Consider the following 12,963-nt stretch of genomic DNA (forward strand, 5'->3'; position numbering starts at 1 on the left):
CTATTTAAATAGTATAAGTCATTTCTAAAACCTTTCATGCGCCTTCAAATCACCATCATTTTCATTAGCGAATTTATTAACTTTTGTATGAGTAGAACAATTCAAAACTGCTTTTTTGCCGTTTTGGACGAAGAATTATGGATTACAAAAATTAAGTCACCAATAATCGTGATTTGATATTTATCGATAATCGTTTTTGAAAATTCAACAACGCCATTTAAGTCAATTTTTAAATTTTTACAAGGGTACAGATAAAAATTACTACAAAAATTAAAGAAAAAACACCAAATAAACCAACAGCAAAACAAAATACCCTATTAAAAAATAGGGTATAAATCAAATACTAAAAAATAACCCATTTGCAGGAACTTTAAAAAAACCAAGTTTAAAGCTATTTTTAAGCAAACAAAATTCTTACAAAAAATATCCTTACAAAGCATCCTTTTAGCTAAGATCAATGTGACGTTATATTCCATGAAAAAAGCCCGTTCATTTAACTGAACGGGCTTTCAAAAAATCACCAAAATGGCTTATTCCTCTTTATTATATTTTCTTAAATATTCTCTGACTTTAATTCCAGAATCTTTTAAATCCTCATCTTTCCATTTTCCGTCAGATTTGGCTGATTTCTTTAGAATAGAACAGGTTTCCTCTTTATCTGATACTGACCAAGTAATCCAGCTTAGTTTCTTAGATTCCATCCAATCTATATATTCCTGCCAAGCTTTATAATTTAAGGGTCCATCACCTGAGGCTTCCATTCCAGCAGATTCAGAAATAAAAACTGGAAGACCTCTCTTAATAGCCAAATCTGTTCTATCTCTCAATTCTTTGCCATGTGTCGCCGCATAAAAGTGCATGGTATACATTATATTGGTATAGTCTCTTATGGGATCTTCAGCCGGAAGATCAATATCTTGATCCCAATGCGGACAGCCGACCAGAATAATATTATTGGGATCGTTTTCACGGATTACCCTAATGATTTCTTCTGCATAATTTTTTACTTCCCACCAAGTTTCATAATCCGGCTCATTAAACACTTCATAGATAATATTAGGATACTTGGCATACTTTTTTGACATTTCTGCAAAAAACTGTTTGGCTTCTTTCAAATTTATATTATGGCTATGCCAATCTATAATTACGTATATATCCGATTTTATAGCGCCGTTTACAACTGCCTCTATTTTTTCTTTAGAAAATTGCGGGTCCTTCATATAAGAGTAATCGCCAAGTTCAATTCCCATTGCAGCTCGAACTACATTGCAGTTAAAATCTTTTTTTAGCCAGCTTACTGCTTTTTCATTATAAAATCTCGGCCACATACTATGCCATCCAAAACTCAATCCGCGAAGGACAATTGGGTTATTATCTTTATCTACTAGCTGGGTTCCAACAACACTTAACTGACCATATTTTTTTACAAATTGTCCTTTTGAAACATTTACAAACAGCAAAAGCGAAAAGGCGGCATACCAAAACTTTAATTTCATAATGTATCTATTTAAGGGATTAATTTCAAGGTTACAACATCATGTGATGCAATTTTGGCTGTGAAAGCCTTTTTTGTACTTCCAATTTCTTTGTTTTTCCAAAGGTCTTTTATTTTGAAGATGGTGCTGCTGAAATCAGCTTCATATCCAAAATCAGTGTCTTTGATTTTGTTCTTCTTCCAATCAAAGTTAATTATTTTTGACGTTTCGGTTCTGTTTACAAAACTTACAGCCCAAGCCTTATCTGAAAGCGGTTTTACCCATACTTCCACTCCATCTAAAACTGCATACTTAAATCCTTGAATACCTAATTTGTCCTGATTTACTGCCAGCATCTCTTTATTTGTCAAAATTGCCAAAGTCTCTTTTGACATTTTTCTATAATCATTTCCTGTAAATAACGGTGACGAAAGCATACACCACATTGCAAAATGCGTTTTGTCTTCAGTATCATTCATTTCGTTTCCAACTTCCATCATATCAAAATCATTCCAGTGATCTGGCCCAGAATATTTGCGGATATCTTTTCTCATATCGGCAATTTTCATGAATCCCCACGACGACCAATTTTCTGGATGTTTGAATTCGCAGTCAAAACATGGATAAATATCTCCTGATATCCTCCAAAGATTTCCAATTGGCTTTCCCCATTCCCACGGCTGATTGTCTCCCCATTCGCAGAGACTAAAAACAATTGGCCTGCCAGCTGTCTTTAATGCATTACTCATTGTGGCATACGCTTCTTTTGCCGTGATTCCTTCGGTATTGCACCAATCGTATTTCAAAAAATCAATTCCGAGTTTTGCATAAAATCTAGCATCTTGGTATTCGTAGCCTCTCGTTCCCGGATAGCCCGCACAGGTTTTGGTTCCTGCACAATTGTACAGCCCAAATTTCAAGCCTTTGCTATGCACATAATCGATAAGCGCTTTCATTCCGTTTGGAAATTTTTGTGGATCGGGCACTAAATCACCATTGGCATCGCGCTCGTGCGTCATCCAGCCATCATCCAAGACAATGTAATTGTAACCCGCGGCAGCCAAACCGGATGCAACCATAATATCGGCAGTTTCTTTTACTAATTTTTCATCAATATTGGTTGCAAAAGTATTCCACGAATTCCATCCCATTGGAGGTGTCATGGCCAATCCTTCAAATTTTCCAGCCTGCTGTTTATGTGTGTTGCCTTGACTGAAAGCAAGACTCGAAATACCTACAAGTAATCCTAAAATTATTTTTTTCATCAAACAAAATTTAAAATACATTAAAAAAACATTCCCTAATTGAGTAGATTAGGGAATATTTAAACAAAACTCAAACCAATAAAATGATTTTTATTTTAAAACAAATCCCATATCATCCATTAGAATTGTATTTCCTCCAAAATTTCCAGATTCCTGAAGCGTCAGCTGATCAAACGTAGTTGGGTTTCCAATTTCAGAAAACGGAATTTCAATTGTAGTCCATTTGTTTGTTAACGGCTTTTTAATTTGATACGCCCATCCGCCAAAAACAAATATCACGCTGGCATCTGTATTAGTAGAAACGCTTTTTACTTTTACTCTAAAGGCTTTGTATTTAGAAACATCTCTTGTGTTAAATTTCATGTCGGCTCCATTCCATCCTCCGAAAACAAACTTAATTGCCGCTTGTCCCTGCACTACATCATCTTTAAAATTAGTATCAAAAGTATCACTTCCGCTCCACATCCAATGTCCTGCATCACCTTGAAGCACATCATCATACAAAGCTGACCCGACTGCTTCTTCAGATGTAGTAGTTCCTGAAATATTGGTAACACTTACATACTTATCTAAAGAATTTGCTGGCATTTTAAATTTAATCTCTGTTAATGATGAAGAAATTATCTCTGCATTTGCAGTTCCAACCTTAACTATAGGATCAAGGAAATAATCCCCATAAATGGTAACCACATCGCCATCTGCTGCATTTATTGGGTTATAGCTTCCAAACTTAGGCGTTGGCGGGGCAACAACAAAATCATACAAAACTGTTCCTTGCTTTGTAACCACTTTTAATTTGTTGCTTGCATCTGCATACGGCGTTTTTTCGTCAATTAAAACAAAAATGGCAGTATCAGTAACGAGCGTAGGATTAAAATACGTATCAAAATCATTAAAATAAATTTTTGTAACCCCAGCAAGTCCTTTTCCTTGAATGATATAATAGTTTTTAGGGTCTCCAATTGTAACCGGGATCAAATCGCCTTCAACAGATTTTGCTACACTTGTTATTACAGGCGCCCCAGAACTTCCTGAAGAATCATCATTGTCACATGATGAAAATACGCCCAGTACCATAAATGCCATTGCAATGAAAGGCAAAAGGTATTTTATTTTTATATTTTTCATATTCGTTTAATTTTTAGGAATTATTTAAAAGTATACGGAACTGGAGCCTGCAATAACTTGGGGTTTTTAGCCACTTCATTATCTGGATAGTCCATATAGAAATCATTTGTCGCGTGATCTTCACTATAAACTGGCGTATAGTGGCGCTCTCCGTATCTGTCACCTCTATTTTGCGCCGACATGATTGCGATTGCTTTCGCTTTGTCTATACGCCCTAGATCAAACCAATAATCTCCTTCAAAACATAATTCTTTTCTTCTTTCTAAAAATATATCGTCAAAAGTAATTGAAGTTAAAGCGGCTAAACCGGCTCTTTTTCTTACCGCATTGATTGAGCTCAAAGCCGCTGCATCTGACGTGCTTGCGCCTCCTGCTAAAACTGCTTCTGCATGAATCAGCAGCAATTCTGCGTAACGCATTACATAGGTATTGTTATCCATCATTGCCCATCCGTCTGCCTGACCTGTTACATTTCCGTTAACCACGCCAATGCAATATTTTTTGATTGCTCCTCCAGATGCCTGAGCAAGGTCTTTACCTGATGGAACTGTAAACCCAATTCCTTGCGTAGTTTTGATGTTTGGGTAAGTATCACCGCCTGTCATTACGGTTTCATGTTTTCTTAAATCGCCAGCATCATATAGAGAAAGCATCACTTCTTGGCTTGGTCCAAAAACTCCAGCATAAGATGCATTAGAAGTTGACAATGTGCCATCTTGAAACCCGAATTGCGTGTTACAGTTATTTGCAGATCCATAAGCACCGTCTCCTTTCCATTGAAGCGCAAAAATTGACTCTTCGTTATTATTGTTTGCATATGTAAACAAATCAGCAAAACTTTTCCCAGGAAGCTGATCCCCTCCTAATAGTTTAAACTCACCGCTATTGATAACATCTTCTGCCATTGTTCTGGCTTTTGCATAGTCTTTTTGGTACAAATATACTTTTGCCAGCATTGCTTTTGCAGAACCTTTGGAAACGTGCCCGTTATTGGCATAATTGGCGCCTCTGTTTTTTGCCACCAATAAATCAATTGCCTTTAAATAATCAGATGTGATTAATTTATAGATATCTTCAACTGTATTTGTATTTACATAAGGATTGCTCGTGTAATCTAACGGGTTTTCAATGATTGGCACTGGCCCCCAAAGTCTCACTAAATCAAAATAAGCAGTGGCCCTCATAAAATAAGCTTCCCCCATAGTATTATTCAAGACATCTCGAGAAACTCCTGGCCCAACTCTTGCAGTAAGGAAATTAATAATCATATTAGACTGCTGTACATTTGCCCATAAAGAAGACCATCCGTTTACCAATTCGGGATCGCTTCCGTTTAAAGAGAAAGTTCTTAATCCGCTTACGTCAGGAGAACCAGAATACATATTTCCAGATCCTACTTCTAGCGCCCACCAAAATTTATTATACATTTGAAACCAAGTTCTACTGTACATACCATTTGTTGCTGATGCCACCTGATCGTCTGTGCTGTAGTACGAATCCAAACTTATTCCATCTTCAGAAGGCCTATCAGTAAATTCATCCTGACAAGATCCGAAAGCCAAAAATGTCACTGCCATTAAAAGCAGGCTATATCTATTTAAAAAAGATTTCTTTTTCATTTTCTTTAATTTTTAAAATTCTAGGTTAAGTCCAACTAAAAATGTTCTAGCCACCGGATATCTTCCGTTATCAATTCCTGATAAAAGCACATTCTGATTAAATGAACCAATCTCTGGATCGTAACCTGAATAATTGGTAAACGTATACAAGTTCTGAGCAGACCCGTACAATCTTAATCTTGATATTTTATATTTTGAAATTACATCTTGCGGCAGAGAGTACCCCAACGTAATATTTTGAATTCTTAAGTACGAACCATCTTCAACATAACGGTCTGAAATAAGAAGGTTATTATTTGAAGAATCTGCTATTGGTCTTGGATTATTGCTTGCTGTATTTGTTGGAGAATAATAATCCATCGCTTCCACTAATTGATTATCATACAAAGAAGCATTTGTTGTGCCTGCTCTTCTAGTCAAATTCATGACATCATTCCCATATGAACCTTGAAGAAAAATAGAAAGGTCTACATTTTTATATTTGAAATTATTTGTAAACCCGTAAGTGAATTTTGGATGCGGATTTCCGATAAATGTTTTATCATTTGCATCAATTTTTCCGTCTCCATTTACATCCACATATTTAACATCTCCTAAAGCTGTTTCTCCGGCACCTGTTCCTACTGCTTGCCCAAATTGAAGCGGCGCATTATCTAAAACTGTCTGATCTTTAAAGATTCCATCTGTTTTATAGCCATAAAACAGTCCGATTGGGTTTCCAATTGTAGTATTTGTAACTACTACCGGCTGATATCCGTTAGTGTTAACCTCTTGAGTCAATACAATTCCGTTAGCAATTTCATCTAGATTGTTTTTGTAGTGAGAGACAACCAAAGAAGCATCCCAGTTAAATTTACCCGAAGACCTTAAATCGTAGCCAACCGTAATATCGTACCCTTTATTGCTCATTGTCCCTAAGTTAGAATATGGAGCAGAAACTCCCCCATATTGGCCTCCGCCACCTGTCAGGTATAAAGGCAATGGCACTTGAAACAAGAAACCTTTAGATTTTTTATCGTAAACATCAAAACTTGCAGAAAGCTTATTATTCAATAATGTAAAATCGATACCTAAATTCGTCTGATTTAAAGATTCCCAAACTAAATCTGGATTCGGGTAATTTGATGGCAAAAACCCGCTTCCTAAACCTGAATTTTGAGTTCCTAACATTGCAGAATAACTATTGTTTGGAATCTGCTGGTTTCCAGTTTCTCCGTAACCAACTCTAAATTTAATATTGTCTACATATTTGCGAGTTCCTTCCATAAAAGACTCATTAGACAATTTCCATGAACCAGAAATAGCATTAAAAACACCTTTTTGGTTATCTGTAGTTGGATCAAATTTAGACGAAACATCCTGTCTGATAGAAGCAGTAATACTATACTTATCATTAAAGTCGTAAATAACACGGGCAAATAAAGACGAAAGCGAGGCGCTTCCTTTATATTGTGTTATCGTATTATTGTCTACATCAGCTAAATTAATGGTATGAATTGAATTTGTTTTAAACCCTTGCGCAGATGCAATCAAACCTTCCCAATGAGAATCATTTGCTTCCTGACCTGCCAAAAGCGTAATTTTGTGCTTGCCAAAAGTTCTATCGTAAGTCAATAAATTTTTAATGTTTGTAGAATACCAGTTTTGTCTTCTGACATCTAAATCTGCCAATAAATTTACTTGGCTTCCCCACGCATAAGATGGCCTGAAGTCATCATTTTCAGAGAATTCAGTATTGGCTGCAATTTCAATGCGATACTTCAACCCTTTAAAAATATCAGCCTCAGCATACACATTTCCTAAGAAATTTTTTCTAACCAATTTATTATCTCTGGTCAATGCCTCAGCCACTGGATTATAATATGTAACGCTCTGTTCTGAAGATGGCGGTCCTGCAAATGAACCGTCAGCGTTTCTAACTGGAATATCAGGAGATTGCAATAATGTATTAGAAATTAGTCCTGAGTAACTTTGGTTTACTGTAATTCTTTCATTTGTAATACCTCCTGTTAAATTTCCTCCTACTCTTAGCCAAGATTTAATTTTTGAATCCAAATTCAATCTTACTGTATATCTTTTTAATCCAGAATTGATAATAGTTCCCTCATTATCCAAATAGCTTCCAGACAAATAATAGCTTGTTCCGTCTTTTGCACCAGAAAATGAAAGCTGATGACTGTTAGAAATTGCTGTTCTATACACTTCATCTTGCCAGTTTGTACCAGCCCCAAGCAACTCTGGATGAGAAAATTCCTGACGAGTCTGAAAACCCCATAATTTAGCCAGATTTGTTTTTAAAGTCGCATATTCGGATAAATTTAAAACATCCAATTTATTGGTAATTGTTGCAAAAGAAGTGTAGTTCTCGTATGAAACTTTTCCGCCGCCTTTTTTACCAGATTTAGTAGTGATAATAATAACGCCATTTGCTCCTCGAGATCCATAAATTGCAGTTGCAGAAGCATCTTTCAAAATATCCATCGACTCAATATCATTTGGATTAATCATAGACAACGGACTCATAGCCGTGTTACCGCTTCCGCCAGAAGCAGAAAATCCATCTTTACCTGCCAAAGTCTGCCCGCTGGTAGATTTGCCGGTCGCATCTCCAGAAATTGGCACCCCATCAATTACATACAAAGGCTCGTTTGTTCCAGTAATAGAAGTGGTTCCACGAACCCTCACAGAAGCTGCACCACCCGGCTGCCCTGAGTTATTGGTAACCGAAACCCCAGCAGCTTTACCCTGAAGCATTTGATCGATAGAAACCTGCTTTAAGTTTTCAATATCTTTTGATCTAACAGAAGAAATTGCACCATTTACATCTTTCTTTTTCTGAGTTCCATACCCAATTACAACAACCTCTTTTAAGTCTTCTGAACTAGATTTTAAAGAAATATCGATTTTCGTTCTGCCGGCAATGGCAATTTTTTGAGAATCAAAACCGATAAACGATACTACCAAAGTCCCATTTGAAGGAGCATCAATACTATATTTACCATCAAAGTCTGAAGAAGCCGTGTTTTTGGATCCAACAACAGCAATGTTGGCACCAGGAATTGTCATTCCCTTATCATCAGACACTATTCCTGTTATTTTAACTTGAGCAGCAATAAAATTACTAGTCAGCAGCAAGAATAAAATCAAAGGAACCGCTCTGTGGTTAGCATTCCAATGAAGAAAGTTAGTCATTAGTTTTTTCATAATAATGTTTGGTTAGTTAAATTTGTTTATTGCATAACCTCATAAGTAAATGCCTGGGTAATTTTTACTTTGAAATTATTTAACAAATCTATAACAGGGAGCATTATCAAATCGATAATATTATATCATTTAATGATAATATTTTTACTGTAAGCGATTAAAAAAACATATATGAAAATTAAATCATATAAAAATTAAATTATTCGCAACAACAACCCTCTAAAAGAACTTAACCAATGAATAAAAACCAATGAAATCTGGAAAAGCAAACGTTTTCGTTAAAAATAATATTTATTTATGATAAAAAAGTATCACTATAAAATGCGTTTCAGACCCGAAAATTCTTCGCGATACTGACTTGGCGTACAATTTTTTATTGCTTTAAAACTGCGATTGAAGTTCGCAATATTATTAAATCCCGATTTAAAAGCAACCTCAGAAACACTCATATCTTTCTCTACCAGCCAGCGCGCAGCATAGCCAATTCGAATATCATTTATATAATTGACAAAAGTTTTTCCGGTACGTTTTTTAATAAACCGATTAAAAGAAATGATAGACATACTCGCAACATTTGCAGCATCTTCTAAAGTGATTTTTTCGGCAAAATTTTTCTGCACATATTCGTAAACCAATTTCATTTTATCATAGTCATCAAAAGTATCATAGTCTACCGTATAAGTAGAAAGCAAACGCTGATTTCTAGAATTGGCCAAATCATATAATAAAGAAGTGATCTCTAGAAAATAATCCATCCCATCCAATTTTGAAAGCCTTACAAGCCGTGGAGCCAGTTCTTCGGCAGTTTTTTTTGAGAACAGAATTCCATGAATAGATCTATTAAACATATCTCGAATCGGATTCATAATGCGTCTTGCCAGCAAAGATTCATGAAATAAATCATTATGAAACTGTATCGTTATCTCGTGTATTTTTTTATTGGTGCATTTATTTAGCTCCCATCCGTGATATAAATTCGGGCCAATCAAAACCAATTCGACATTATCAATTTCTTCAATATTATCTCCCACAACCCGCTTTACTCCTTTACCATTTAGAATAAAATTGATTTCAAATTCCGGGTGATAATGAACAGGAAAATCAAAACTATCTTTTACTCGATCAAAAACCAGAAAGCTGTCGCTCTCAGCAAGCGGTGCGATTTCTCTATAAAAATTTTTCGTATTGCTCATCTTAAAAAGTATTTTTCAGGAAAAGTGATTTCTATTTTTGACTGCAATAATATGATATATAATTGATAAAATAATATTAATCACACTATAATCATCCGTTTATCTTTGAAAAAATTAATTATCATTTCTTTAAAAAGAATATTAATAATAAACATTAATCATTTTTAATCAAATAACTTTTTATAGTTTTAACAAATTTAAAGGCAAATCGTTACATATTCACTGAATAAAAAAGACAGTCATTTTTGACACTGTAAACCATTGCATATTTAACATTTAGCCCCAATAACAACAAATAATCCGACAATGAAAAAACATTTTATCATGCTTCTGGCAACTGTATTAATTGGCACATCATGTGAGGCGCAAAAAAAAACAAGTAATACGATTTTGTCACTTTCAGATAAAAAAGCAACTCCAGAAACAAATGCGCTTTATAAAAAACTAAACATATTATCGCAAAAAGGTTTTCTGTTTGGACATCAGGACGATTTGGCTTATGGCGTAAAGTGGAAATATGAAGATGGAAGAAGTGATGTAAAAGATGTTGTGGGCGATTATCCAGCAGTTTATGGATGGGATATTGCAGGTTTAGAAAAAGACAGTCCAAATAATATTGATGGAATTCCTTTTGCAAAAATGAAACACTATATTATGGAATTAGATGCAAGAGGCGGAATTTCAACCATCAGCTGGCATTTTGATAATCCGGCGACAGGAAAAGACGCTTGGAATAATGTTCCAAATTCTCTAAAAACAATTCTGCCAGGCGCAGAAAATCATAAAAAGTTTACTTCTTGGCTAGATAAAGCTGCCGTTTTCTTTTTGTCTCTAAAAGATAAAAACGGAAAAAACATTCCAATTCTTTTCAGACCTTTTCATGAACTTACTGGCGGATGGTTTTGGTGGGGAAAAGGAAACTGCACGCCAGAAGAATTTAAAACCGCTTGGAAATTTACCTTCGATTATCTTCAGAAAAAAGGCGTTCATAACCTCATATACGTATACAACACAGGAAGCTTCGCTAGTGAAGCCGATTTCTTAACCAATTATCCTGGTGATGCCTATGCTGATATTTTAAGCTTTGACACGTATCAAAACAATGATGATACGAATGGCGAAAAATTTATAAATGAAGTACAGAAGCAATTAAAAATAGTAAACGAAATAAGTCTTCAAAAAGGCAAACCAATGGCATTGGCAGAAGCGGGTTATGAGGCTGTTCCCGATCCAAAATGGTGGACTGGCACTTTATTGAAAGCCATTGGAGATTATAAAATTTCTTATGTTTTGCTTTGGAGAAACCACGGCTGGCAGGAAAAAGAACAAAAAATGCATTACTACGCCCCATTTTCCGGACAAGTAAGCGAGAAAGATTTTGTTGATTTCTATAATCTCGATCAAACTATATTTGAAAAAGACATTCAAAAAAAGCTAAAACAATAATGTAAATGAAAAATTGAACACATAGAAACATAGATTTTTATTGCTTCTGCTCAAGGTTAAAGAAAAAGCAAGCTTTAAATGTGTATTATTCTAAGTGAAACGACTTTAGTAAATTTCTAAAAGTTATGTTTCTATGTCTTAAGACAAAAATATCTCAACAAACGAATTAAAAATAACTGCCCCAAAATAAATTGCAACCTTAAAAAATAACCAATGCACGACAAAATTACTTTAAAAGAAAAAATCGGTTACGGTCTTGGAGATGCCGCTTCATCTATGTTCTGGAAAATTTTCAGTATGTATCTGCTTTTTTTCTACACTGACGTTTTCGGATTGGCGCCTGCTGTAGTCGGAACCATGTTTTTAATTACCCGAATCTGGGATTCTTGTTTCGACCCTATTGTGGGCATTCTAGCCGATAGAACCAAAAGCAAATGGGGAAAATTCAGACCTTATCTTCTTTGGGTTGCCATACCTTTTGCCGTGATTGGAGTTTTAACTTTCTACACACCCGATTTTGACGAAAAAGGAAAAATCATCTACGCTTATGTAACTTATTCTTTAATGATGATGATTTATTCTTTAATCAATGTTCCTTACGCATCGCTTTTGGGCGTAATGTCATCTGATCGAAAAGAAAGAAATACGCTTTCCTCTTATAGAATGGTTTTTGCTTTTGGCGGAAGTCTTTTAGCGCTTTGGCTGATTGAACCTTTGGTAAACTACTTTGGAGGAAATTTAAATTCTAAAACAGGATGGCTTGCCACAATTTCTGTATTCGGATTCATTACAACGATATTTTTCTGGGCTTGTTTTTTCTTCACCAAAGAAAGAATAAAACCTATAGCAGACGAACAGAACAATCTCAAAGAAGACTTAAAAGATCTTTGGAAAAACAGACCATGGTGGATCTTGCTTGGAGCCGGAATTGGGGCTTTGGTCTTCAATTCTATACGAGATGGAGCGGCTGTTTATTATTTCAAATATTATGTAAGCAGCTCAGTCAATTTTGATTTTTCGCTTTTTGGAACCGATTTTCATATGACGCCAACTTCAATCTATTTGGTTTTAGGACAAGCCGCAAACATCATCGGAGTGATTATCGCAACGCCAATTGCGAATAAAATTGGCAAAAAGAAAACCTTCTTTGGAGCAATGTCCTTAGCGGCAATCTTAAGTCTGATTTTCTATTTGTTCGGAAAAGAAGATGTTGCGCTAATTATGAGTTTTCAAGTTTTAATCAGTATTTGCGCAGGATGCATTTTCCCATTAATCTGGTCAATGTACGCCGACAGCGCCGATTATTCTGAATGGAAAAAAGGCCGTAGAGCGACAGGATTGGTTTTCTCCGCTTCATCCATGTCGCAAAAATTTGGCTGGACGATTGGCGGTGCAGGAGCAGGATGGCTTTTAGGCTATTTTGGTTTTCAGGCCAATGTTGAGCAGACTGCAACAGCTCAAAACGGAATACAATTAATGTTAAGCATATTGCCGGCACTTGCTGCCGCAATATCAGTAGCTTTTATCGCATTTTACCCTTTATCAGAAGAAAAACTACAGATTATAGAACAGGATTTAAACGAAAAGAGAGATCAAAACCATTAAAAAAACCAAAGACAAAGAATAAATTTAT

At 35.4% G+C, this 12,963-nt stretch carries 8 protein-coding genes; 2 read left to right on the top strand and 6 right to left on the bottom strand.

The annotated features are described in order from the left end of the window. Positions 1–530: 530 nt before the first annotated feature. The 6 genes from N4T20_RS21165 to N4T20_RS21190 form a co-directional block, all read right to left on the bottom strand. A complete protein-coding gene (locus N4T20_RS21165; RefSeq protein WP_260671042.1) occupies positions 531–1,496 on the bottom strand; it encodes a glycoside hydrolase family 5 protein in 966 nt (321 codons plus the stop codon). An 11-nt stretch (positions 1,497–1,507) separates the two neighbouring features. Further along, a complete protein-coding gene (locus tag N4T20_RS21170; protein WP_260671043.1) occupies positions 1,508–2,740 on the bottom strand; it encodes a glycoside hydrolase family 27 protein in 1,233 nt (410 codons plus the stop codon). Positions 2,741–2,830: 90 nt separating this feature from the next. Next, entirely contained in the window at positions 2,831–3,868 is a 1,038-nt protein-coding gene (locus N4T20_RS21175) for an IPT/TIG domain-containing protein (RefSeq protein WP_260671044.1), read from the bottom strand. 20 nt (positions 3,869–3,888) lie between these two features. Continuing rightward, the gene (locus N4T20_RS21180) at positions 3,889–5,487 is read right to left on the bottom strand and encodes a RagB/SusD family nutrient uptake outer membrane protein (RefSeq protein ID WP_260671045.1); all 1,599 of its coding nucleotides are present in this window, start codon (positions 5,485–5,487) and stop codon (positions 3,889–3,891) included. Between the two features lie 12 nt (positions 5,488–5,499). Next, positions 5,500–8,691 (bottom strand): TonB-dependent receptor, encoded by a 3,192-nt coding sequence (locus N4T20_RS21185; RefSeq protein WP_260671046.1) that lies wholly within the window; start codon positions 8,689–8,691, stop codon positions 5,500–5,502. Between the two features lie 314 nt (positions 8,692–9,005). Beyond that, complete coding sequence (locus N4T20_RS21190; protein WP_260671047.1) at positions 9,006–9,884, bottom strand: AraC family transcriptional regulator; 879 nt, start codon at positions 9,882–9,884, stop codon at positions 9,006–9,008. A 306-nt stretch (positions 9,885–10,190) separates the two neighbouring features. On the opposite strand from N4T20_RS21190, the gene N4T20_RS21195 reads away from it, so the two are divergent. Together N4T20_RS21195 and N4T20_RS21200 are read left to right on the top strand one after the other, a co-directional pair. Then, positions 10,191–11,330, top strand: a complete 1,140-nt coding sequence (locus tag N4T20_RS21195) for a glycoside hydrolase family 26 protein (RefSeq protein ID WP_260671048.1) — start codon at positions 10,191–10,193, stop codon at positions 11,328–11,330. Between the two features lie 213 nt (positions 11,331–11,543). Next, on the top strand, positions 11,544–12,935 hold the full coding sequence (locus N4T20_RS21200) for an MFS transporter (RefSeq protein WP_260671049.1): 1,392 nt from the start codon (positions 11,544–11,546) through the stop codon (positions 12,933–12,935). The last annotated feature ends 28 nt before the right edge of the window (positions 12,936–12,963 follow it).

Source organism: Flavobacterium sp. TR2 (genome assembly GCF_025252405.1).
Taxonomy (GTDB): Bacteria; Bacteroidota; Bacteroidia; order Flavobacteriales; family Flavobacteriaceae; genus Flavobacterium.

Bases quoted from the DNA above. Each gene is read 5' to 3' on its own strand.
- N4T20_RS21165 (WP_260671042.1), bottom strand. From the start codon at position 1,496: ATGAAATTAAAGTTTTGGTATGCCGCCTTTTCGCTTTTGCTGTTTGTA.
- N4T20_RS21170 (WP_260671043.1), bottom strand. From the start codon at position 2,740: ATGAAAAAAATAATTTTAGGATTACTTGTAGGTATTTCGAGTCTTGCT.
- N4T20_RS21175 (WP_260671044.1), bottom strand. From the start codon at position 3,868: ATGAAAAATATAAAAATAAAATACCTTTTGCCTTTCATTGCAATGGCA.
- N4T20_RS21180 (WP_260671045.1), bottom strand. From the start codon at position 5,487: ATGAAAAAGAAATCTTTTTTAAATAGATATAGCCTGCTTTTAATGGCA.
- N4T20_RS21185 (WP_260671046.1), bottom strand. From the start codon at position 8,691: ATGAAAAAACTAATGACTAACTTTCTTCATTGGAATGCTAACCACAGA.
- N4T20_RS21190 (WP_260671047.1), bottom strand. From the start codon at position 9,884: ATGAGCAATACGAAAAATTTTTATAGAGAAATCGCACCGCTTGCTGAG.
- N4T20_RS21195 (WP_260671048.1), top strand. From the start codon at position 10,191: ATGAAAAAACATTTTATCATGCTTCTGGCAACTGTATTAATTGGCACA.
- N4T20_RS21200 (WP_260671049.1), top strand. From the start codon at position 11,544: ATGCACGACAAAATTACTTTAAAAGAAAAAATCGGTTACGGTCTTGGA.